This is a genomic window from Aliamphritea hakodatensis, assembly GCF_024347195.1.
Taxonomy (GTDB): Bacteria; Pseudomonadota; Gammaproteobacteria; order Pseudomonadales; family Balneatricaceae; genus Amphritea; species Amphritea hakodatensis.
The window spans coordinates 4,251,965-4,273,840 of the sequence record NZ_AP025281.1; the positions used below are offsets into that span (position 1 = coordinate 4,251,965).

The following is a 21,876-nucleotide window of genomic DNA, read 5'->3' on the forward strand; positions in this document are numbered from 1 at the left end:
GGGTAAGGAGCCTTACCCTGATGACCGCTATGCCGCTAAAACATATCTCTGAGTTTGTAATACAACATCCCCAGGGCAAAACAGGGGGTTCTGAATACCGGCCCGCCCGGGAACGGCCAGTGTTTAATCCGGGTAAACACATCAAACCGTTCCGCCTGACCGGCAATCATCTGTGCCGTAATACGTGCCATCATATGGGTGGGCGCAACCCCATGGCCCGAATACGCCTGAATGTAATACACATTGCCGTCAAGCCGGCCCAGCTGCGGCATCCGGTTAATACCGATGCCCATCTGCCCGCTCCAGCCGTATTCAAGCGGTACATCCTGAAGCTGCGGAAACACCTTCAGCATTTTCTGACGCATCACTCCAGTGAGATCCCCCGGCTCGCGCCCCGTATAATTAGACAAACCACCAAAGAGCAGGCGTCCGTCGGCCGTCAGACGAAAATAATCCAGCGCCGTTCGCGGATCACACACCGCCACATTGCCCGGCAGTAAATCATGCTGCTGTTGCGCCGTTAACGGTGCAGTTGTTACAACCGAACTGTTCGCCGGCAGAATCCGTGACGCCATTGCCGGTACAAGATTGCCCAGATACGCATTGCCGCAAAGCACCACATGATGGGCATTCACAACGCCGCTATCGGTATACACCCGGGGACGGTTACCCTGCACCAGCCGGATAACGTTTGAGTTTTCAAAAATACGGGCCCCCTGCTGTTCTGCAGCACGGGCCTCACCAATACAGAGATTCAGCACATGGCAGTGACCGTTGCCATGCGCGTTAAGCATGCCGCCAACGTATAGGTCTGACCCTATATGCCCACGCATTTCCTCACGGTCCAGCAGGGTTAATGTATAGGGGTAGCCCATTTGCTCCTGCCAGCGTTTATCCGCTTCAAACTCCTTCATATGACGGGGTTTAAGGGCCGCATCCAGATAGCCCCAGCGCAGATCACAGCCGATGCTGTATTTCGCCACCCGCTGGCGGATTATATCGGTGCACTCAACCCCCATATCGAAAAGAGCACGCACGCCGGTCTCGCCTATCTGAGGCCGGAAGCGCTCATGGGAATGGCCGATCCCTCCCAGAATCTGCCCGCCGTTACGGCCGGTCGCGCCCCAACTGATCCGGTTAGCTTCCAGCAATACGCAGCTATAACCACGTTCCGTTAATTCCAGTAATGTGTTCACGCCGGTGAAACCACCGCCGACAATCACAACATCCGCGTTTATTTCACTGGTTAACGGTGGATAACAGTTTTGCCAGTTAGCGGTCGCAGCGTAATAAGATCCGGTGTGCTGGCGACTCTCCAGCGGTTTTTTCAGAGCAAACATCAGCCCTCTCCTTCAGATAAGATAAGACAATACCGGCCAGCAGCATCAGACTGCCGGCAACAGACACAGCAATGAATCAGCGCTAAAGGAGAGGATCGGTGTCTTCACCACGGAAGAAGTCCTGCCAGATGGCAGCAGTACAGGCCCAGTGTGACCAACTGATAAACACTTCCATAGCAAAATACCTGAAGAACAAGATCTGAAGAACACTCTATGAAAAACAGTCCCAACACCGGCTGTACTCCGTGTACAACAGGCTATATCGGGGTTCTGTACCGAGCATAAATGATCACGAACAGGGCTGTCCCTATCACTTAAGAGGTAGAAAAGCAGGTTCAAGGCGCTGATAGGCCTGTAGTTCGGCACTGACATCCTGATGCGGATTACTGGCCATACGCCGGTAATGATTCAGGGTTTGCTGTAAATAGGCCCGGTGAACCGTATCCGTGAAATCCCACATCCGCTCTCCCACCGGGCTGACGGGATCGCCGCCGGCAGAAGCGACATGCAGTATTTCATAAAAGCGCTGTTTATCTTCCACCAGGGTTTCACTGATCAGCCCCAGCGACAAATCTGCCAGTGCCCGGCGCACCTTATAGTTGTGATAAACCGGACACAGCAGGAATTCAACGGGCACCTCCGGATGCGCCTGACAGATAGCCGTCACCAGATCCACGAGAAGATCGCCGCCGACTCCGGCAATCATCACCAGTTGCGGCTCACCGGCGCCCGCGTACCGGCTCAGGGGTAACCGGGCAACATCCAGACAATGCACCTGCCACCGTCTGTCGCCGTAATCTTGTTGCAGATGGTGCTCAAGCGTGTTCATCAGCGCCGGCACGACATCCACAAAGTGCACACAGTCTGCCCGGCCCCGTTCCAGTAACAGCTGCCCCAGCAAACCGTGATCACAGCAGCAATCCCAGATATGGGTATAGTGGCCGTGAACCATGGTACTGAGTTGCTGGATACGCAGGCTGACTTTCATGCGGATATTCTCTTAAACAGCGAAGAAGGCGGCTCAGTTTACCCCACCTGTTGCAGCACGTCATAAACCTTATTTCAGCCCTCTCGCCCGGCAACATCTCAGTTAAAAACACCCGTTATTTTCATAATGGGCAGGTCAGTACTTAAGCATTCAACTTTAGTCGCGTTTTCTTGATAAAAATCAAAAATTGAGTGGCAATACTATGAAACACTTCGCGTACATATATTGTTTTTCAAAGACTTTTTTGCCAGACAAACGCACACACAATTTGGGTTATAAAGTATACAAACGCTGGTTTAAATGCATTGTATATAATGTATTATCTTCCCATGTAGCACGCGATGGACCGCTGGCACCTGACGGCCAGTAAACCTATGCAGTCCAGCAATAAAAATGTTGTTTTCATAGATTAGGGGCCTCCCCCCTAAGGAGCTGTTATGTCTTTTTTCAGGAATCTGTCTATCAGATCCAAACTGCAACTCATCATTCTGCTGCCTTTAAGCATTTTGTGTTTATGCATGGCCAGTATCCTTACCGACAAATACACCATTGTTTCCGATGATCAGAAAGCCGCTGACCTGATTGAGCTCTCCGTTGCCGCCAGCGAACTGGTACATGAAGTTCAGAAAGAACGTGGTGCATCGGCCATATATCTGGGCAGTAAGGGCCAGCGCTTCAACACCGAAATGGGGAATCAGCGCCGTAACACCGATACAGCCCTGAAAGCCTATAAGACAGTTGTCGCTGATATTCTGGCAAAGCATGAAGAAGGCGGACTTCGCCAGAGTCTGGATGCCATCAGCGCCGACCTCAACCAGTTGGAAAACATGCGCGGAAAGATTTCATCACTGAGTATTCCTCTTCCGCAGGCAATCGGCTTCTTAACAGCTCTGAACGGCAAAATGCTTAACATCACCGCCGGTTTATCAGACATGGTCGCGGACGTTGATATTGCCAACCGTGCCTCTGCATATTTTTACATGATGCAAAGTAAAGAACGCGCGGGTATTGAGCGGGCAGTATTAAGCGGTGTGTTTGTGAAAGACGTGGCAACAGCCAAGGAGAAAGAAAAGTACATTTCTCTGGCCGTTGAGCAAACCGCCCTGATGCAGGTTTTCCGCAAGTTTGCCACCCAGGTGAACCAGCAGGAAGTAAACCGTGTGTTACAGAACCCGGCGGTTGCTGAAGTTAACCGGATGCGCCAGATCGCCTGGGCAGCCGACAGCAACTTTAACGTTGATGCAAACACCTGGTTTAAACAGGCCACTAACCGGATTAATCTGCTGAAACAGGCTGAAGATACTCTGTCTGCAGACCTGATCGGCCTGGTGAACAACAAGAAAGACGCCGCCAACAGCATTTTCTACACCGTACTGATTGCGGCTATCCTGGTCATCAGCGCTACCATTGCACTGAGCGTACTGACTCAGCGCCAGATCGCGCTTCAAATGAAAGACATCATTGAAGGCCTGACCCAGTTGGGCGAACACTCCAACCTGCGGGTTAAAGTGACCCCGCGCAGTGAAGACGACCTTGGCCGTCTGGCGGTGATCTTCAACAACATGGTCGACGGTATCCGCAAGCTGGTAGATGATATCCAGCAGGCCGGCCACAGTATGCAGAATACGGTGGATACCATGCAGACGGTCTCCAGCGACGTTCGCACCCAGATGGTCAGTGGCCAGGATCAAACCAACATGGTTGCTGCAGCCATGTATGAAATGGCCGCGTCCATTCAGGAAGTTGCGTCAAACTGCTCCATGGCAGCAGATCAGTCTAACGCCACCAACATCTCTGCTGAGTCCGGCAAAGAGCTGCTGCAGAAAACCCGTGAAGATGTAAATACACTGGATAGCACTTTGCTGGAAACCCGTGACATCATTGGTCAGGTCGCCAGCGACAGCGAGGAAATCGGCAGCGTTCTGGATGTCATCAAAGGGGTCTCTGAACAAACCAACCTGCTGGCACTGAACGCTGCCATTGAAGCCGCCCGTGCCGGCGAACAGGGCCGCGGGTTTGCGGTTGTTGCCGATGAAGTCCGCACCCTTGCACAACGCACCCGGGAATCAACTATCCGTATTGAAGAGATGATCGACAAGCTGCAGAACGGCAGCCAGAGGGCCGTCAATGCGATGACCCAAAGCCAGGAAAAAGCCGTGGCCACCCATGACAGCATTGGCTCTCTGGTTGAGCAGCTCACCGGCATTATCGATCAGATCTCGACCATCAACGATATGAATACCCAGAATGCCGCCGCGACCGAGGAACAGTCCGCCACGGTTAACGAAATTAACGACAATATTCAGGAAATCCAGCAGCGTTATAACGATAGTGCCGACAGCATGGCACAGCTGAGTGAAAGCTCCGACGGTGTACAAGATACCTCACAGCAACTCAGTGCCAGCGTACAACGCTTTCAGGTATAACCGGATAAGTAACTGATAAAGCACATGAATACCCAACTTGGGCTATTCATGTGCTTTAAATACCTGATTTTTTCTGGCCGGTATTACCTGTAAACTTCGTAAGGATATTAATCCGTTTACCCAGGAGTGCCCGAAACGGCAATAAAAGGCGTAGGCAAACCGCCGGAATACGCATAACCTGAACGGATACCGGTAAACCATGCAGGGTTTAGCGGACGGATTACAGCACAGAGCTGTAACCTCAGTATGAATACTAATAACAACACTGAAACATACGGGCCCATCCATTGCGGCAAAGCGCTTTTCAACTGACCTCCCTGATATGGATATTGCTTCTGCAGCTGCTCCTTGCGGGGATCAGTCATGCCCGCGAACCGGTCTCGGCTGTTCAGTATCCGGCAAAAATCACCCCGGAAATGCTGCTGGGGAAAAAACTCTTCTTTGATCCGCTGTTATCTGAAGACCGGCAAACCAACTGTGCATCCTGTCACCTGTTTTCCCACGGCGGCAGCTACCCGCAGGCTAAAACTCCCATGCATAACGGCAGGAAAAGCCGCTATAACTCACCGTCTGTTTTTAATCTGTCGCAGAACTACCCTCTGGGCTGGGAAGGTCAGCTAACATCCATGCAGGCGCAGATGCACAGCCTCGTCAACAAACAGGCCAAAATGGGCCTGAGCTGGGACAACATCGAAAACCGCCTGCGGCAGCAGGCAGACTATAACTCACGGTTTACCCGGCTCTACCCGGAAGGGATTACCCGGAAAAGCATTACTCAGGCGCTGGTCACTTACCAGTTGGCCCTGACTACACCGTCACCGTTCGATGCCTATCTTCAGGGTGACGAATCCGCCATCAGTGAAGACGCAATACTCGGTTACGAACTGTTCAAGCGTTACGGTTGCGTATCCTGCCATCAGGGACAGAAGATCGGCGGTAACCTGTTACAGAAAATTGGCGTCATCGAACCCTACGCCTATGATCCGGATGACAGCTCCCAGGCCAGCCTGGGCCGGTATAACACAACCGAAAATGAAGCAGATATTCAGGTGTTCCGGGTGCCCAGCCTGCGCAACGTCGCCCAGACGCCACCTTATTTCCATGACGGTTCAGTCAGCACCCTTGAAGACGTGATCAGGCTGATGGCCAGACACCAGCTGGGGCGGGAAATCCCGGTGACGGATGTCACTCTTATCGTTGCATTCCTAGAAAGCCTCAGCGGCTCACCACATCCGACGCTTATGCCATGAATAGCCTGCAAAGCCGAATTATCTTCAGTATTTTACTGGCCATTCTGGGGCTGGCACTGCTGTTTCTGTTTGTTCAGGACCAGACCAGCTCTGAACGCCACCAGCAAGCGGAAATCAATCAATACATCAGCAAGTTAGAGCAGCTGGATGCCAAGCTTGAAAAGCAGATTCTGCTGATGGACAGTTGGTATTTTCGCAGTTATGACGAGCTGAATTCAGTCTATACAGAATATAAAGACACGCTGGCCTCGCCGCCGTCACTGCCTGAGACACTGGCCCCCTGCATTCCGGAGTTACGGGCCAGCCTGGAACGGAAGTTCCCGCTGATCGAGCAACTCAAATCCAATAATGCCCTGCTACGCAACTCACTTAACTACCTGCCAAACCTGATCGAAGTGATGTTTAGCAGGCTCGAAAAGGCGAAACAACAACGTCAGATCACCGCGGAAACCAGCATTCTGTTCCGTAACTATCTGCAAAATGAAGTGATTCAGAGCCTCACCAATCAACTGGTGGATTACCGGCTGGAAACCCTGCAGGTGATTCCTTACAACGGTTTGTTACCGGAAGAATTACAACCCCTGTGGCAAAACATGCTTAAGCACCTCAGCCTGCTCAACATGCACCGGGACAACAACATCAAGCTCAGCCAGCAACTGGACAGCATCGCGATGCAGTCCAAAATTGAAGACTTTAACCGGCTGTTTTCTGAGCATCTGGCCTTTCTGGACGAACACCGCGAACAACAGCAAACCTGGCTGGCTATCTATGTGCTGGCCGGCCTGTTACTGATCAGTGTGCTGATCTACGCCCTGCGCCACTATCATGAACAGCATTACTTCCATAAAACAGAATCCATGACCGACACCCTGACCGGGCTGGGGAACCGGCGCTTACTGGAACAGCAACTGCCAGTGCTGTTCAGTGAAGCCAAACGCAACCATACCTCGCTGGGCATTCTGTTTATCGATCTGGACGGGTTCAAAGCCGTCAATGACACCCTGGGCCACCAGCAGGGGGATGAACTGCTGCGTCATATTGCCAACGAATTACAACTGTCTCTGCGGGAAAATGATCTGGTCATCCGCTTTGGCGGTGATGAATTTGTACTGGCGATCGCCAATGCCAATAAAGATATTCTCGAACGGATTGCAAAAAACACCCTGCGCCTGTGCAGTACAACACTGGAACAAAACATTCAGGTCAGCGCCAGCATCGGCATCAGCCACTATCCTTCCAATACCCGTAATATGCATGAACTGGTAGAACTGGCCGATCAGGCGATGTATCAGGCAAAGCAGGACGGCAAACAGTGTATCCGGTTTTACGCCCCTGAATAATGCCAGACACCAGCATTCACCTCCTCTGAAGAGCCGGCTCAGGGCAGTTGCCAGCAGCTATCGTCAGACCGTATGATCGGCATTCTCCGTCGCGCAGCAACTGCCCGCTAAAAGAATAATAATCACAGGAAAACAGTCTATGAATCAGGCCCTGCCCCAGGCTCCGGTCAAGCTTATGTACCCTGTCGGCGCGATCCTGCTGGCGGTATTTGCCCTGTCACTGGGTGACGCGCTGATTAAAGCCCTCAGCCTGTCTTTTCCCCTGTGGCAATTATTCGTCATGCGCAGCATTGTTGCGGTGATCCCCCTGATTTTACTGATTCACTTTTTACCCAGAGAGCAGGGTTTGCGGCCTAAAGCCCGGGGTTGGGTGGCCCTGCGCAGCCTGATGCTGACCTTTCAGTGGGTGGCCTATTATGCCGCGTTGCCAACGATCGACCTTTCCGTTGCCGGGGCAACCTTCTATACCCTGCCGTTATTTATCACCCTGTTTGCCGCCTGTTTTCTGGGGGAACATATTCGCCCGCTGGGCTGGCTCGCCATCGGGCTGGGCTTTAGCGGCGTACTGATCATGCTGCGTCCTGGCGCCGATGACTTCAGCTTCACGGCACTGTTGCCCTTGGTAGGTGCAATTCTTTATGCACTTTCCATGGTACTGACCCGGGCAAAATGCCAGCAGGAAAGCCCGCTCGTACTGGGGCTTAGTCTGCATCTGACCATATTGACGGTCGGTGCTGTCGCCAGCATGGGCTTTCCCCTGTTCTGGCCGGATGCTCTGCAAAGTACCGGCAACCAGTTTATTTTCGGTGCCTGGACCGACATGGGCATCACCCAGTGGCTGGCCATGAGCGCGCTGGCTGTGGCCGCCGTGATCGGTGCTGTCGGCGGCGCTTATGCCTACCAAAACGGTCCGAGCGCCACCGTTGCCACGTTCGATTACAGCTACCTGGCTTTCCTGACTGTCTGGGGCATTCTGTTCTTCGCAGAGATACCGGACATCTTCACGCTGAGCGGTATGGCACTGATTATCAGCGCCGGTGTACTGGCGGTACGGCAAAAATAATCGCCTCAGAAAACCACAAAAAAAGCAGCCAACCGGCTGCTTTTTTATGTGCGTCTGAAGCATTAATCCCGGTAAGACGGGTCCTTCTTATCGAGCATGGCTTTGAGCTGTTCAAAGTGCGCATCCCCGGCGCCTTTGAATTCATCCCAGCTGGCAGCGGTTTCTTCCGCCAGATCATCCGGTAACACATTCAGCGGCTGACCGGTTGAATACGCAAGTACCATGGTTTTACAGGCTTTTTCCAGGTAATACAGGCTTTCAAACGCTTCCGCGACGGTTTCACCCACCACGGACACACCATGGTTCCCCATCATCAGGGCTTTCTTACCTTCAAAGGTATCCATGATGCGCTTACCTTCTGCATCACTGGTTGCGATGCCCCCAAAATTGGTGTCATACGCAATCCGGTTATAGAACCGGGCGGTATTGTTATCCAGCGGTAAAATGCGCGGATCTTTCAGCGTCGACAGTGCGGTTGCGTAGGTAGAATGCACATGCAGAATGACCCGGGCATGGGGAAAGGCTTTATGCACATTGCCATGAATGGCCCAGGCAGAGGCATCCGGCGCTTCATCGGTGTGCATGATGCTGTCATCTTCACTGTCCAGTAACTGCAGATTGCTGGCGGTAACATTGGCAAAATGCATCCAGCGACGGTTCATCAGAAACTGTTTGCCGTCCGGGGAGACTGCCGCACTCAGATGATTCGCAACCGACTCATGCATATCCAGTTCATAGACCAGCCGAAACGCGGCTGCCAGATCGATACGTAATTGTTGTTCCTGTGACATAAGCACCTCACTTCCGCTGCGTCTGCTATCCAGATTACACAGTCAGGTTTTATTGTTATTTACAGATTGTCCTACAATCTACAGCAAACCATGCCCTGCCTCTATAGCCACCGCTATTTTTTTGCACATCAGGTCGGGTGCATTCAACCCTGTCGCTCAGAGGCAATAATTAAGGGTATCTGTCACGCGGAGTCATGCCGGCTGATTTCACTGCCCGCTTCACCTCCCTGAGTGCCGTCGCCAATTCAGTAAAGCCGGCACTAAAAAAGCCTTCTCCTGACGGCCAGAAGAAGGCTTTTGGTGCTCTTCACACTTAACCCACAGCGCAGCGATTAACCTTCGCCTTCTCCCACGGATTCTTCAACGCCCCGGTCAGAGCGAAACTTCTTCATCAGTTCAATCAGCGGTGTCATGAACAGCATCAGCGCCGCGATGATCATGATCGCCAGCGTCAGCGGACGTTCCCACAGAAAGGCCATGCTGCCGTCAGATATAATCAGCGCCCGGCTGAGGTTGGTTTCCATCAGCCCGCCCAGAATGAAGCCTAACAACATCGGTGCCATCGGGAAGTTCAGCAACTTCAGGAAGATCGCAATCAAAGTGATGATCGCCATCATATGAATATCGAAGCTGTTAAAGCTCACCAGATACACCCCGGTGATTGAGAAGAACAGAATCAGCGGAATCAGAATCGGCCGCGGAATCACCAGCAAACGGGAGATATACGGGATCAGCGGCAGGTTCAGAATCAGCAGCACCAGATTACCGAAGTACATGGAAATGATCACCGACCAGAACACATCCGGGTTATCAATGAATAACCGCGGCCCCGGCTGAATACCGTATGCAATCAGCGCCCCCAACATGATTGCCGTAGTACCTGAGCCCGGAATACCCAGTGTCAGCAGGGGTACAAACGAGCCGGTCGAGGCCGCGTTGTTTGCGGATTCCGGCGCCGCCAGCCCCCGTAATGCGCCTTTACCAAACTTCAGCCGTTCCTTAACCGATGCCAGGTTACGCTCCAGACCGTAGGCCAGGAAGGATGCAATGGTTGCCCCGGCCCCCGGCAAAATGCCCACCAGAAAACCGAACACAGAACTGCGGCCTACCGTGGGTGCGATATGCAGCACTTCCTCTTTACTGAGTTTCATACTGCCCAGCTGGCTCATGTCCACCTGCTTTTCTTCATCACGGTGCTCCCCTTTTAACACCGTCATGACTACTTCTGTCAGGGCGAACGTTGCCATCGCCAGTAACAGGAAGCTGACCCCGTCGATCAGATCCACACTGCCGAAGGTATAGCGCGGCGCACCGGAACTGAGATCCGTCCCCACCGTCGCAATCATCAGGCCGAACACCGCCATAATCAGCGCTTTAAGCACCTGCCCCTTACCGGCAAACGCAGCGACCGCCGTCAGGCCCAGTACCATCAGGGCGAAATAGTCCGTCGACTGAAAACTCAGCGACACCGTCGCCAGTGCCGGGGCAGCAAACAACAGTGCCAGCGCACCGATAGTGCCGCCGGTGAATGATGAATACGCCGCCAGCGCCAGTGCTTTACCCGCCTGCTGCTGTTGCGCCAGCGGATAGCCGTCAAAAGAGGTTACAACCGTACTTGCACAGCCCGGTGCATTGATCAGAATTGAAGACGTCGAACCGCCAAATACGGCCCCGTAATAGACCCCGGCCATCAGAATGATGCCGGAAGACGGATCTAATCCGTAAGTAATCGGGATCATCAGCGCGACAGCCGAAATCGGCCCCAGCCCCGGTAACATGCCGATAAAGGTGCCGGCAAAACAGCCTACCACCACCATTAACAGGTTAAACGGCATCAGCGCAGTGGATAAACCGGTAAAAATTCCATCCAACATGGTCCTAGCCTCCCATTAACATTGTGAAAAACTTACCCTTGGCCAGATAAATATCCAGCAACTGGGTCAGTACAAACCAGATACCGACAGCAAACGGCACGGACGCAATCAGTAACATTTTTGGCCGCCGTTCCCCCAGCAGCCAGTAGCCAGCCACCAGAAAGAGTACAGTGGCCAGCAGGAAGCCCAGCCAGTCCAGTGCCAGACCGAACAGCACCACTAAAATCAGTAACTTGCTGACCAGGCCAAAATCCAGCCCCGCCAGACGCAATGTATTCGCGGCATCAGACTTAGCCGTCACGATCAGTGCCAGCGACAGCACACCGCCAATCCAGGCCAGTGCATTGGGCACACTGCGGGCGGTGAAGGGTTCAAACTCATCCCCGGGTAACAGAGGAATATCCCGGGCGTAATAGCCGTAGGCAACCGACAGGCAGAGAAACACCAGGCCGCCAATATGGTCTTTGGTAATCGTCATGGAAATACTCCCGGACAAAACACTTGCAGGCTGCAGTCACACCCGTTCCGGTCAACAGAACTGAGCAGCCAGTCAGAGAGTCTGGCTGCCGGTACCGGCGGTACACGGCAGCAGACACATCACGTGAGAGGTAAAGCAGCAGGGTTTACTTCAGGAAGCCCAGATCGCGCATCAGGTTACCGACTTCGGTTTCCTGTTCCTTCAGGAAGCTGACGAACTCAGCATCAGGCTTAAAGATTTCGCTCCAGCCATTACGGGCGCGAACGTCTTCCCACTCCTGGGTGTCGTACATTTTCTGCAGCACAGCGACGTATTCACCTTTCTTAGCATCAGAGATACCCGGTGCGGCAAAGAAACCACGCCAGTTAACAAACACGGCGTCGTAACCCAGTTCTTTCAGGGTCGGCACGTCAGCAGCGGCATCATTACGCTCGTCACCGGTCATCACCAGCACCCGTACTTCACCGGCTTCCGCCAGGGTCAGCGCTTCACTCAGACCTGTGGATAACAGCTGAACCTCACCGGACAACAGGCCGGCCATCGCCTTTCCGCCGCCATCGTAAGATACATAGCGCACCTGACGGGCATCGCCACCGGCCGCTTTAAACGCCATTGCCGCCACTAAATGGTCCATGCTGCCCCGGGCAGAACCACCGGCAATCTTGATCGCACGCGGGTCAGCCTGATAATCAGCGACCACTTCTTTAAAGCTGTTGTACTTGGAATCTTTTTTCACCACGAATGCACCGAAGTCACCAATGGTGGCAGCAACCGGTGTCAGGTCGCGGAACGACTGAGGGAATACTTTAGACAGGGAACGGATCACGATCGGCGTTGAGTTCACCATCAGCGTTTCGTCTTGCTGCGCAGCTGTCTCGATCAGGTGTGCAATGGCTTTGCCGCCACCACCGCCAGACATATTTTCATAGGAAACTTCCTTGATCAGACCAGACTTGGTCAGGGCTTCACCGGTCCCCCGGGCAGTACCGTCCCAGCCACCGCCGGCACCGCCGGGAATCAGGAAGTGAATGTTATCAACCGCCGCAGCGTGCATAGACATACCCGCCGTCAGACAGGTGGTCAGCAGCGCTGCCATCAGGTTTGGTTTGGAGAAGGCTTTCTTGGCGAACATTTGAGTTTCCTCGCATTTTTATCGTTATTTTCAGCCCTCAAGGTAGTCGCTCATGCCTGAGTAAAGAAGATTGTGGATTTAATGGCATTAAAGAATTTAAAGCACCTTTTGTGCATAAAGTTCACGGGCTTTTCCGGAAAAAATTTCTTAGTATTCAGAGGGTATCCGGCGGAATAAGAAAAATAATGAAATTCTCCATACGCAGCCTGAAGCTAAAAAAACGCATGGTACTGATCCTCGGTCTGATCGCGTTATTGCAGACCAGTATCATCGGCCTCTTTGCCTTGCATAACCTCAACCGGTCGCTCGATGAGCAAATCGGTCAGCAAGCCCTGCACGTGGCAAAAACCATTGCCGCTATGTCCGAAGTCATCGATGCCGTGCAGCGTAAAGACTCCGCCATGCTGCAACCGCTGAGTATGCATCTGGCGCAAAAAGCCCAAACCCGTTTTGTGGTATTCGGCGATCAGGACAGCATTCGTCTCTCCCATCCCAACCCGGCAATGATCGGTCTGTCACTTGTGGATGACGATGACGATGACATATCTCCCACCCTGAAACAGGGCATTGAACGGGTCTCCAAAGCCAAAGGCAGCCTTGGCTGGTCTATGCGGGCCCGGGTACCGGTATATGATCACAACGGCAAAGACATCATCGGGGTTATTTCGGTGGGCTACCTGCTGGACACCGTGGAAGCGACCATCGCCGGTTACCGCATCACCCTGATACTGGTCATCATCGGTGCCTTTGCCTTCAGCGTGCTGACTGCCCTGTGGTTTGCCGATCACTTCAAAAAAGCCACCTTCGGGCTGGAGCCGGAGCAGATCGGCCGCCTGTTCGACGAACAGAAAGCCACCCTGCAATCGGTCCGTGAAGGCATCATTGCCATCAACAGCGAAGGTCAGATCACCACCATCAACCAGACCGCCATTAAAACCCTTGGCCTGCCCACTGATACCGACCTCACCGGCCAGCCGATTGAAGAACTGCTGCCCGACAGTGCCATGCTGGAAGTTCTTGCCAGCGGTGAACCCCAGTTCGACAATGAAGTCTGGCTGAAGGGCAAAAACCTGATTGTGAACCGCCTGCCCCTGCATCAGGGGGACACCATCACCGGCGTGGTGTCGAGTTTCCGCCGCAAAGACGAGCTTGATCAGGTGAGTAAAAAACTCACCCGAATCCAGCAGTACGCCGACAGCCTGCGCAGTCAGGCCCATGAATACTCCAACAAACTGCACACCATCGCCGGGCTGATTCAGATTAACGCCAAAGAAGAAGCGCTGGCGCTGATCGGTCAGGAAACCCAGGACCATCAGGAACTGATACATTTGCTGGTTGCATCAGTGCCTGATCCGATTCTCGCCGGCTGTCTGCTGGGCAAGTACAACCGCGCCCGGGAACTCAGCCTGCGCCTGAATATCGACCCGGAAAGCCAGATGGCTGATCTGCCCGAAAACCTGCCCCGGGATCAGCTCGTCAGCATTCTTGGCAACCTCATCGATAATGCCCTTGAAGCCACCCGCAGCCACCGGGGGGCCGGCGGTGAAGTAAAGCTGTCCATGACGGATCTGGGAAATGATCTAATCTTTGAAATAGAAGATCAGGGTGCCGGCATCAGCGGCGACCGGCAGCAACGTATATTTGAAAAAGGTGTCACCAGCAAAACCGGCAGTGGCCACGGCATTGGCCTTTATCTGGTCAGGAAACTGTTGGATGATCTGGACGGCACCATCACCCTGGAACCTGCTGATAACAGCGGCAGCCGCTTTATCGTCTATATACCGAAGGTACAGAGCCATGACTGATATCCGGGTAATCATTGCCGAAGATGACCGCCAGATTGCCGCCATCCAGCAACGTTTTCTGGAGCGAATTGAAGGCTTTGAGCTGGTCGGGATGGCCCACGGTCTGGAAGAAGCGGAAGATCTGGTGGAAATCATGCAACCGGATCTGATCCTGCTGGACGTACAGTTTCCCACCGGCACCGGCCTGGATCTGCTACGTAAACTGCGGGCCGATAACAGCAGTGTCGATGTCATACTGGTCACCGCCGCCAAAGAAGTGGATACCCTCCGTGAAGCCCTGCATGGCGGTGTTTTTGACTTTATCCTCAAGCCGCTGGTCTTTGAACGCCTGCAGGAAACCCTGCACAACTACCGGCAACACCTGAACAAACTTCAGGCACTGCAATCACTGGATCAGCAAAACGTCGATACCATGTTACCCCGGGGCCAGGTTCCCAAAACCACACCGCAGCCACAACGCCTGCCCAAGGGCATCGACAGCATTACGCTGGACAAGATCCGTCAGGTGCTGCAGGACAAAGACGTCGCCCTCAATGCCAGCGAAGTGGGCGACTATATCAATGCCAGCCGCACCACTGCCCGGCGCTATCTGGAATATATGGTCAGCAGCGACGAGCTGCATGCTGAAGTCAGTTACGGCAGCGTTGGCAGGCCGGAACGCAAGTACCGGCTTAACCCGTAAAGTACTTGCTACAGGCAAAAACTGTTCAAAAAACAGCCAAACCCGAAAAGATTAAACCTTTATGCCAACACCCTATGGCAATGCTTTGAATCTATTGCTATAAAAAACCCTGAACATAAACAATATGTTCAAAAAGTGCTTAAAGAACTTTACAGTCTATATGCGCGAAAACTGTTGTTGTACCAGGTCGCAGGATAGGCTGTAAAAAACAACAAGAGAACCGTCATGCTCAACCCATACGATTTTGATTCTGTCGGCCGGCACCTGGCGCCAAGCGGCCGTCTTCGGGTAGCAATTAATCTCGGCAACCCGGTACTGGCACAACGTAACCCCCACACTGACGAACCTCAGGGAATATCCGTCGAACTCGCCAAGCGGCTGGCTAAGCAGCTCGGGCTGGTGATGGAAATTATCGAGTACGACGCAGCCGGCAAGGTTGTGGAAGCACTCGACAGCGATAACCCTGCCGACCACTGGGATCTGGCATTCCTTGCCCGTGACCCGCTGCGCGGCGAAACCATCGGCTTTACCCGACCATACGTGGTCATTGAAGGCTGTTATCTGGTGCGCAAAGACAGCGACATCAACACTAACCTCGATCTGGACCAGCCCGGCATGCGGGTCAGCGTCAACAAAGGTGCCGCCTACGATCTGCACCTGAGCCGCAATCTGGTACAGGCAGAAGTGGTCCGCGCGGAAGACGGTAAAACCGCTGCGGAAATCTTTCTGGAACAGGGCCTGGATGCCGCCGCCGGCGTGCGCCAGTCACTCACCCAGATCGCGGCGGACAACCCTGACCTGAAGGTTCTGGACGAAAACTTCATGACCATTGATCAAGCCATGTGCGTACCGAAAACAGTGCTCTGCGGCAACAACTGTATCGCGCAGGAATACCTGCAGGACTTCGTGCGCGAACAGAAACGCAACGGCTTTGTCCGGCGCTGGCTTAACAGCAATGGTCAGCATAACGTCACAGTTGCTGACTAAAGCGTCGACTAAATAGCCGACTGATCAGCTCACAGAAAAGCCATCCCACCCGATGGCTTTTTTACTTATCCACAAATAGACGAAGGCAGATACGGCCAGACACTCCGCGCAAAAAAATACCCGCATACGGCGGGTATCGGTCAACAACGGTTCAGCCAGAATCATTCAGATCACGGCGCCAAACGCTCAATCTTCCAGCTGCCATCCGCCTGTAAATAATACTTAAAGCGGTCGTGCAGACGGCTGCCACCGCCCTGCCAGAACTCAATGGTGGTCGGCACGATGCGGTAACCGCCCCAGAAATCCGGTAACGGAATCTCACCCTTGGAGAACTTCTCTTTCATCGACTGGAACTGCTGCATCAGCAACTGCCGGGATGAAACCGGGCGGCTCTGTTGCGACGCCCAGGCGGCCAGTTGGCTCTCTTCCGGACGGGACGCAAAATACTTCAGTGATTCACTGGTCGGTACTTTCACCGCCTCACCGCAAATTTTCACCTGACGTTCCAGCGCATGCCACGGAAAATGCAAACTCACTTTTGAGTTTGCCGCAATATCCTCAGCCTTACGTGACCCGTAATTGGTATAGAACACAAAACCGTTTTCATCCGCCCCTTTAAGCAACACAATCCGCTGCGAAGGCTGCCCGTCGGCATCCACTGTCGCCAGCGTCATGGCCGTCGGGTCCTGCATGCCGGCATCCACCGCCTGCTGCAGCCAGGTATTAAACTGTTCGAAAGGACTCTGCGCCAGCTGCTCGCGGTTCAGACCGTCCTGTAAATATTCCCGCCTGATATGATCAATATCCATCGTAAAACTCTAACCTGTTGTTACCAAAGGCTTACTCAGCCTGTCATCGATAATACTTTGCGCACAGTGACCGATGTGATCTGCGAAAGCATTCATCAGCCATACATTGGACAATATTCTATCGCGCTTCACTTCCCTGTGTCCGAACATTTTCGATAAAAACAAACCGAAGCGTATTTACCCCGTATATATGAGTATAAAAGACACGCCTGATTAATAATCCGGGTCAAAATTAAACAGCACATATTTTATGTGCTGCGTAGTGATTTTTATGTTTTTAGTGTTATTATCGGCCGCTGACCACGAAGGTCCGTTGGAAGTAAAATCGGTTTTAAAGGAATTTCAGGGAATTATGTATCGGTTAATCGCTACTGTTTTGATCGTATTCGCCGTCTCCGCGTGCAGCAAAACAGATCCAGTCATCACTCCGCAAATTAAAACACTTAACGACAGCAGTTTAATTAATAAAACTGCGAATCAGCATCTGCGTAAACCGTTTGATCTGAGCGAAGTCATTGTTGTTAATTATGAACTGAAAGATTCTGAAAACAGACAGGTTACCAGCCTGAAAGCCGTTACCCTTAACAGCGATAATGCCAATACGATTCTGACCATTTCCGCAGACAAACAGAATCTCGTTATTTTCAGTTATAAACAGGACCACTCTCAGGCAAAACTTGCAGAGATCCCGCTGACCCAGCCAACCCCTTACACCGCTGAATTTGATTTCCTCCACGACGCTAATCTGACCCGGCTGAACGTACAGGAAGTACTGCGTAAATGATCACACCGGATAACAGAAAAAAACTGTTACCGGTATTACTTCTCGTACTGCTGGCAGCAGTGGTTTTCGATACCTATTACCAGCCGGAAGAAGACAACAGCGCACCGCCTCTGATTCCGGCACGCGCCTATCAACTGGTGGCGAACGAAGCCAACATACAACGGGATTACGGCCTGCTCGCCCCACTGTATGCGGAAGTTTCCTCGGAGTTTCTGTTCTTCACACTGGACATTGCCGAGTTTGACTCAGGCTTACGGGTGTTCATCAATCAGGCTCTGACATGCAGTGGCAATCAGGACCCGGATATCCGGTTTGAAAGCCAGGTAGAAAAAGCCGATGGCGTTTACCAGCAGGAAGGCACAATCAAATTCACCGCCCGGCAGCAAAGCTGCATCCTGCAACTGATCGAAGCCATCGGCCAGCCCAGAGCAGGTATCGACTGGAAAAACTTTACCGTCCGGGGCGACGAAGCTGACCAGCAAATCGAATTCAGCGGCAAGTTCACCGCTTTAGCCATCGAGGCAAGAGAATAATGCACGCATCAAAGCCTGTCATCGGGCTCATTTGCCTGAGTTTTCTTTTGCTGGCCTCCACGGCAGGCCTGTTGTTTGCTGCCCAGCTGAATTATCAGCCGGAACTGCGGCTGTCTGAAATACGCCGCAGCCCGCAAACCGAATACCGGTTCGCAGACTACTCGCAAAAACTGCAGCAGGAACGGAACATTTTTGCCACCAACGGTGAACACTGGGCCGAGCCCGTCACCGAGACGGCTCAAGTAAAACCTGCCAGCACTCAACAGCAGCAGACACTCGATAAAAACAAAATTGACGGCATCATCGTTTTCGGCAGCTTTAACCGCCTGATAACAGACACACAGCGGTATAAAAACGGTGATCAGATTAACGGGCTGACGCTGAACACCATTCAGCAGGACAACATCCGGCTCACCGATAAGAATAATCAGAATGTAACCATCAAGCTGAAAACTGACGAAGATCAGCGCCAGCGCCAGCAACGGCTGGAACAGTATGGCTTTCGGCTTACAGAGGACACCCCGTGAAGTTTAGTACCCCCTTACGCCCGTTAGTACTGGCATGGTCCTTAATCTTTCTCAGCGGCTGCTCAATGCTGCAAACAGAGCAGAGCCCTACCCCTGAAGAACTGGCCGCGCAGGAAGCCGTGGCAGCCAAAGCGCGTAAAGCCGATGAAATTCGCAAACAGCTGGACAGCAACAGCCTGCAGGCCGGTTCAATCTTTGGCCGTGGTGATGCAGCCATCAGCCAACCGGCCAGCAATAAAGGCGGCATTCTCTCTGAATACGGTTTTTCATCCTTAAGCCGCAACAAAAGCGCCGCCGGTAACACGCCGGAAGAACCGCTGATCCCGGTCAATATTGAATTCAAGAATGTTGACCTGAGCACCCTGGTCAACGTCTTTTTCCAGGACTATCTCGACACCTCCTATACCATTCTGCCGGGCTTCAAAGACAGCAAGGTCAGCTTTACCTACCGTGACCAGGCCACCCGGCATGAATTCGAAACGGTCATCGTCAGCTTTCTGGAACTCTATGGTGTCAGAATCATTGATACCGGCCAGTTCATCGGCATCACCAGTGCTTCCGACACCCAGAACTACAGTGGCAATAACGGTGCCTTTGGCAGCTCGTTCAGCGCCATCAAACTGCACAACATCGCCGTCAATGACTTTATCAACCTGGCCCGCCGCCTGGTGGATGACGGCAAAAAACTGCAAATCGTCGACGACTACAACACGCTGGTCGTACACGGCTCCAGCCTGGAAATTGAAGCGCTTGAAAGCCTGAAACGTACCGTTGATAAACGCTACTTTAAGGATAAGCGGGTCATTATCTACCAGCCACGCTTCCTGGGACCGGATGCACTCAGCCTGCTGATCAAGCGGTATGAAACCACACTGGGCACCGCTCAGAAGACCCCGAACCTGATGTTCGAAGCGGAAAAAATCAAAGGCCGCAACGCCCTGTTACTGGTGTGCTCCAATGATTACTCACTGGGCCTGATGAAAACTTTCCTGCAGGAAACCGACCGGCCCGACAGCAACACCCCGCAAGCCTTCCAGTATGTACTGTCTAACCAGAAGGCTGCCGAACTGCTCACCACCATTAACGGGGTAGTGACCGGTATGTACCAGGGACTTGAGCGCCCGATCAAGATTGTTGCCGACAAAGCATCCAACAGCCTGATCACCATTGCCACCCCGGAAGAATACGTTGGTATCAAAACCCTGATTGAACGCCTTGATTACCGCCCGTTTGCGGCCCATATCGACGTCACCATTGCCGAGGTATCCCTCACCAACCGGATGCGTTACGGCGTGGAATGGTTCCTGAAGAACACCTCTAATGGCATCGTCTCCGACGCCAATATCGACTTGGGCCAGAATCTGGATTCCGGCCTGTCTACCGGTCTGGTGAAGTTAAATTCAGATCAGTTCCTCACCATTGAACTGCTGGGCAGCGAAACCGACTTCAGCATTCTCTCCAATCCGAGAATCCTGGTGAAAAATGAAACCACCGCCCTGATCAACGTCGGTAAAGAGATCTCCATTGAGAAGTCATCGTTAACCACCAACACATCCGGCTCCAGCACCCAGCGGGAATTTGAGCGTAAAGACGTCTCGATCAGCCTGCAGGTAACGCCAACCATCGGCCCGGACGGCCTGATCCAACTGTCACTGGAATTAAAAGACAGCCGTGACGGCGGCACCGACTCCAACGGCCAGCCGATATTCCAGAAACGGGAAATTAAAACCGATCTGGTGGCCGTCAGCGGCCAGACCATGGTCATTGCCGGCATCATGCAGTCGCAGGACTCGCTGAACGAAAACAATGTGCCGGGCATTTCAGAAGTACCCTATCTGGGCAAGCTGTTTGAAAACACCGACAACCGTGGCGAGCGTACTGAACTGATCATGATCGTTACCCCGCGACTGGTAGCCAACAACACCCAGGCGGAACTGGTCAGCCAGCTGCAACTGAACACCATCAGCGAAGAACTCTCCGGACAACTGTATCCGGTATCTGTCGCCGATAACGGTGCCGGATCATAAGCAATATGGCACTGTATACCCAAAACGTCCGCTTTCTGTACGCCGATGGCAGCAGCCAGTTCTATCGCATCAGCATGGACTGGCTCGGCCGCTTCCGGATACGGGACAGCCAGCCACCGGCAAAACTGAAGCCAGGTAACTGCGTACTGATCAGCGACAGTCAGTTGCCTTTCCGGCGGGCGTTCTCAGCCGCTGCCGCCGGGCGACTGCCGGCCGGCAAACTAAAGCTGCTCGCCAATGACCTGTTCCCTTTTGCCGGGCAGACCGAAGGCGAAGTATGCTTTGGCCACCACCAGCAACAGGGCCAGCTGTTCTTCTTTGACGAAGAAAGCCTCACCACCCTGGCCCAGCCGGAAAACCCTGCCGCCTACAAGGCCGTTCTGGTATCCGACCCGCAACCGGACGCCATTCTGCAAAGCTTTATACACTGGCAGAAGCAGCCAAAAACCTACAGCCTTTACCACAAAAGCCAGCGGCTCAAGCCCATGCACGCTTATCTGCTGTCACTGGGAGGTATATGCACCCTGCTGGCCGCAGTTACCGCATTCAGCGCGGTAGAGTTGTATCACGAATATCAGGCACAAAATCACACCTACAGCCGCAGCATCAGCAGCAAGGCCGTACGCCTGAATCAGACCAATACCTTTAACCGCCATGCTCAGGCACTGTTGGAAATCTCCCAGCAGCATTTTCAGCCCAACAGCCTGGGGGCACAGATCCTGCTGCAACAACTGCTGCAAAATGTGCCACAGGGCACCCGGATCACCCGGATCAGCCACGACGATCCGCAACTGCTCAGCTTTGAAGGCTGGGGACAAACCCCGGACCACTGGTTACCTGCAAACCAGCTCACGGTGGAAGAAACCTCCGCCGGTAAAGACAGCACCTTTTTCAAAGCCAGCCTGTCAGTCACCGTTACACAGCCAGAGTAATCTGGCTGCAGCCCCCGCACGGCCAAGCTATCCCTGAAAACAAGTAGTTAACCGACAGCCGTCTGCAGAATCTGCAGCACGTTATTTTACTTATTTTTGGTTATTTCG

At 53.1% G+C, this 21,876-nt stretch carries 19 protein-coding genes; 12 read left to right on the plus strand and 7 right to left on the minus strand.

Annotation, left to right across the window (positions count from 1 at the left end; translation table 11 throughout):
* Positions 1 to 35: 35 nt before the first annotated feature.
* Entirely contained in the window at positions 36 to 1,340 is a 1,305-nt protein-coding gene (locus PCI15_RS19320) for an NAD(P)/FAD-dependent oxidoreductase (RefSeq protein ID WP_271271544.1), read from the minus strand.
* Positions 1,341 to 1,650: 310 nt separating this feature from the next.
* Positions 1,651 to 2,328 carry a tRNA (adenine(22)-N(1))-methyltransferase gene (locus tag PCI15_RS19325; RefSeq protein ID WP_271271545.1) on the minus strand — a complete coding sequence of 226 codons (678 nt, stop codon included), beginning with the start codon at positions 2,326 to 2,328 and terminating at the stop codon, positions 1,651 to 1,653.
* 437 nt (positions 2,329 to 2,765) lie between these two features.
* On the opposite strand from PCI15_RS19325, the gene PCI15_RS19330 reads away from it, so the two are divergent.
* The 4 genes from PCI15_RS19330 (at position 2,766) to PCI15_RS19345 (ending at position 8,407) form a co-directional block, all read left to right on the plus strand.
* Entirely contained in the window at positions 2,766 to 4,754 is a 1,989-nt protein-coding gene (locus PCI15_RS19330) for a methyl-accepting chemotaxis protein (RefSeq protein WP_271271546.1), read from the plus strand.
* A gap of 329 nt (positions 4,755 to 5,083) precedes the next feature.
* Complete coding sequence (locus PCI15_RS19335; RefSeq protein ID WP_271271547.1) at positions 5,084 to 6,004, plus strand: cytochrome-c peroxidase; 921 nt, start codon at positions 5,084 to 5,086, stop codon at positions 6,002 to 6,004.
* The gene (locus PCI15_RS19340; protein WP_271271548.1) at positions 6,001 to 7,344 is read left to right on the plus strand and encodes a GGDEF domain-containing protein; all 1,344 of its coding nucleotides are present in this window, start codon (positions 6,001 to 6,003) and stop codon (positions 7,342 to 7,344) included. Before PCI15_RS19335 ends, PCI15_RS19340 begins: the two co-directional genes overlap by 4 nt.
* Before the next feature lie 139 nt (positions 7,345 to 7,483).
* Entirely contained in the window at positions 7,484 to 8,407 is a 924-nt protein-coding gene (locus tag PCI15_RS19345) for a DMT family transporter (RefSeq protein ID WP_271271549.1), read from the plus strand.
* Between the two features lie 62 nt (positions 8,408 to 8,469).
* Here the strand turns inward: PCI15_RS19345 and PCI15_RS19350 are convergent, their stop codons facing one another.
* From PCI15_RS19350 to PCI15_RS19365, 4 genes are all read right to left on the minus strand, one after another.
* Positions 8,470 to 9,198 carry a class II aldolase/adducin family protein gene (locus PCI15_RS19350; RefSeq protein ID WP_271271550.1) on the minus strand — a complete coding sequence of 243 codons (729 nt, stop codon included), beginning with the start codon at positions 9,196 to 9,198 and terminating at the stop codon, positions 8,470 to 8,472.
* A 332-nt stretch (positions 9,199 to 9,530) separates the two neighbouring features.
* Complete coding sequence (locus PCI15_RS19355) at positions 9,531 to 11,072, minus strand: tripartite tricarboxylate transporter permease (RefSeq protein ID WP_271271551.1); 1,542 nt, start codon at positions 11,070 to 11,072, stop codon at positions 9,531 to 9,533.
* 4 nt (positions 11,073 to 11,076) lie between these two features.
* A complete protein-coding gene (locus tag PCI15_RS19360) occupies positions 11,077 to 11,550 on the minus strand; it encodes a tripartite tricarboxylate transporter TctB family protein (RefSeq protein WP_271271552.1) in 474 nt (157 codons plus the stop codon).
* Positions 11,551 to 11,695: 145 nt separating this feature from the next.
* On the minus strand, positions 11,696 to 12,682 hold the full coding sequence (locus PCI15_RS19365; RefSeq protein ID WP_271271553.1) for a tripartite tricarboxylate transporter substrate binding protein: 987 nt from the start codon (positions 12,680 to 12,682) through the stop codon (positions 11,696 to 11,698).
* 185 nt (positions 12,683 to 12,867) lie between these two features.
* Between PCI15_RS19365 and PCI15_RS19370 the strand changes: the two genes are divergently transcribed.
* The 3 genes from PCI15_RS19370 to PCI15_RS19380 all read left to right on the plus strand — a co-directional run bounded on the left by PCI15_RS19370 (position 12,868) and on the right by PCI15_RS19380 (position 16,156).
* Positions 12,868 to 14,487 carry an ATP-binding protein gene (locus tag PCI15_RS19370; RefSeq protein ID WP_271271554.1) on the plus strand — a complete coding sequence of 540 codons (1,620 nt, stop codon included), beginning with the start codon at positions 12,868 to 12,870 and terminating at the stop codon, positions 14,485 to 14,487.
* Positions 14,480 to 15,169 (plus strand): response regulator, encoded by a 690-nt coding sequence (locus PCI15_RS19375; protein WP_271271555.1) that lies wholly within the window; start codon positions 14,480 to 14,482, stop codon positions 15,167 to 15,169. Before PCI15_RS19370 ends, PCI15_RS19375 begins: the two co-directional genes overlap by 8 nt.
* A gap of 225 nt (positions 15,170 to 15,394) precedes the next feature.
* The gene (locus PCI15_RS19380; protein ID WP_271271556.1) at positions 15,395 to 16,156 is read left to right on the plus strand and encodes an ABC transporter substrate-binding protein; all 762 of its coding nucleotides are present in this window, start codon (positions 15,395 to 15,397) and stop codon (positions 16,154 to 16,156) included.
* 170 nt (positions 16,157 to 16,326) lie between these two features.
* Here the strand turns inward: PCI15_RS19380 and pdxH are convergent, their stop codons facing one another.
* Positions 16,327 to 16,959 carry a pyridoxamine 5'-phosphate oxidase gene (pdxH, locus tag PCI15_RS19385; RefSeq protein WP_376787848.1) on the minus strand — a complete coding sequence of 211 codons (633 nt, stop codon included), beginning with the start codon at positions 16,957 to 16,959 and terminating at the stop codon, positions 16,327 to 16,329.
* A 358-nt stretch (positions 16,960 to 17,317) separates the two neighbouring features.
* Here pdxH and PCI15_RS19390 point away from each other — a divergent pair, with 358 nt between their 5' ends.
* Genes PCI15_RS19390 through PCI15_RS19410 form a run of 5 tightly spaced genes read left to right on the plus strand, consistent with a single transcriptional unit; the run spans position 17,318 to position 21,768 of the window.
* Complete coding sequence (locus PCI15_RS19390; RefSeq protein WP_271271558.1) at positions 17,318 to 17,749, plus strand: hypothetical protein; 432 nt, start codon at positions 17,318 to 17,320, stop codon at positions 17,747 to 17,749.
* Positions 17,746 to 18,282 carry a hypothetical protein gene (locus PCI15_RS19395; RefSeq protein ID WP_271271559.1) on the plus strand — a complete coding sequence of 179 codons (537 nt, stop codon included), beginning with the start codon at positions 17,746 to 17,748 and terminating at the stop codon, positions 18,280 to 18,282. Before PCI15_RS19390 ends, PCI15_RS19395 begins: the two co-directional genes overlap by 4 nt.
* On the plus strand, positions 18,282 to 18,809 hold the full coding sequence (locus tag PCI15_RS19400; RefSeq protein ID WP_271271560.1) for a hypothetical protein: 528 nt from the start codon (positions 18,282 to 18,284) through the stop codon (positions 18,807 to 18,809). The genes PCI15_RS19395 and PCI15_RS19400 overlap by 1 nt, the downstream gene beginning before the upstream one ends.
* A complete protein-coding gene (locus tag PCI15_RS19405; protein ID WP_271271561.1) occupies positions 18,806 to 20,836 on the plus strand; it encodes a type II secretion system protein GspD in 2,031 nt (676 codons plus the stop codon). The genes PCI15_RS19400 and PCI15_RS19405 overlap by 4 nt, the downstream gene beginning before the upstream one ends.
* A gap of 5 nt (positions 20,837 to 20,841) precedes the next feature.
* Positions 20,842 to 21,768 (plus strand): hypothetical protein, encoded by a 927-nt coding sequence (locus tag PCI15_RS19410; protein WP_271271562.1) that lies wholly within the window; start codon positions 20,842 to 20,844, stop codon positions 21,766 to 21,768.
* Positions 21,769 to 21,876: the final 108 nt, after the last annotated feature.

What these genes read in the sequence shown, in the direction of transcription:
- PCI15_RS19320 (WP_271271544.1), bottom strand. Translation starts at nt 1,340, where the DNA reads ATGTTTGCTCTGAAAAAACCGCTGGAGAGTCGCCAGCACACCGGATCT.
- PCI15_RS19365 (WP_271271553.1), bottom strand. Translation starts at nt 12,682, where the DNA reads ATGTTCGCCAAGAAAGCCTTCTCCAAACCAAACCTGATGGCAGCGCTG.
- PCI15_RS19375 (WP_271271555.1), top strand. Translation starts at nt 14,480, where the DNA reads ATGACTGATATCCGGGTAATCATTGCCGAAGATGACCGCCAGATTGCC.
- PCI15_RS19395 (WP_271271559.1), top strand. Translation starts at nt 17,746, where the DNA reads ATGATCACACCGGATAACAGAAAAAAACTGTTACCGGTATTACTTCTC.
- PCI15_RS19345 (WP_271271549.1), top strand. Translation starts at nt 7,484, where the DNA reads ATGAATCAGGCCCTGCCCCAGGCTCCGGTCAAGCTTATGTACCCTGTC.
- PCI15_RS19355 (WP_271271551.1), bottom strand. Translation starts at nt 11,072, where the DNA reads ATGTTGGATGGAATTTTTACCGGTTTATCCACTGCGCTGATGCCGTTT.
- PCI15_RS19400 (WP_271271560.1), top strand. Translation starts at nt 18,282, where the DNA reads ATGCACGCATCAAAGCCTGTCATCGGGCTCATTTGCCTGAGTTTTCTT.
- PCI15_RS19330 (WP_271271546.1), top strand. Translation starts at nt 2,766, where the DNA reads ATGTCTTTTTTCAGGAATCTGTCTATCAGATCCAAACTGCAACTCATC.
- PCI15_RS19410 (WP_271271562.1), top strand. Translation starts at nt 20,842, where the DNA reads ATGGCACTGTATACCCAAAACGTCCGCTTTCTGTACGCCGATGGCAGC.
- PCI15_RS19380 (WP_271271556.1), top strand. Translation starts at nt 15,395, where the DNA reads ATGCTCAACCCATACGATTTTGATTCTGTCGGCCGGCACCTGGCGCCA.
- PCI15_RS19360 (WP_271271552.1), bottom strand. Translation starts at nt 11,550, where the DNA reads ATGACGATTACCAAAGACCATATTGGCGGCCTGGTGTTTCTCTGCCTG.
- PCI15_RS19340 (WP_271271548.1), top strand. Translation starts at nt 6,001, where the DNA reads ATGAATAGCCTGCAAAGCCGAATTATCTTCAGTATTTTACTGGCCATT.
- PCI15_RS19370 (WP_271271554.1), top strand. Translation starts at nt 12,868, where the DNA reads ATGAAATTCTCCATACGCAGCCTGAAGCTAAAAAAACGCATGGTACTG.
- PCI15_RS19325 (WP_271271545.1), bottom strand. Translation starts at nt 2,328, where the DNA reads ATGAAAGTCAGCCTGCGTATCCAGCAACTCAGTACCATGGTTCACGGC.
- PCI15_RS19390 (WP_271271558.1), top strand. Translation starts at nt 17,318, where the DNA reads ATGTATCGGTTAATCGCTACTGTTTTGATCGTATTCGCCGTCTCCGCG.
- PCI15_RS19350 (WP_271271550.1), bottom strand. Translation starts at nt 9,198, where the DNA reads ATGTCACAGGAACAACAATTACGTATCGATCTGGCAGCCGCGTTTCGG.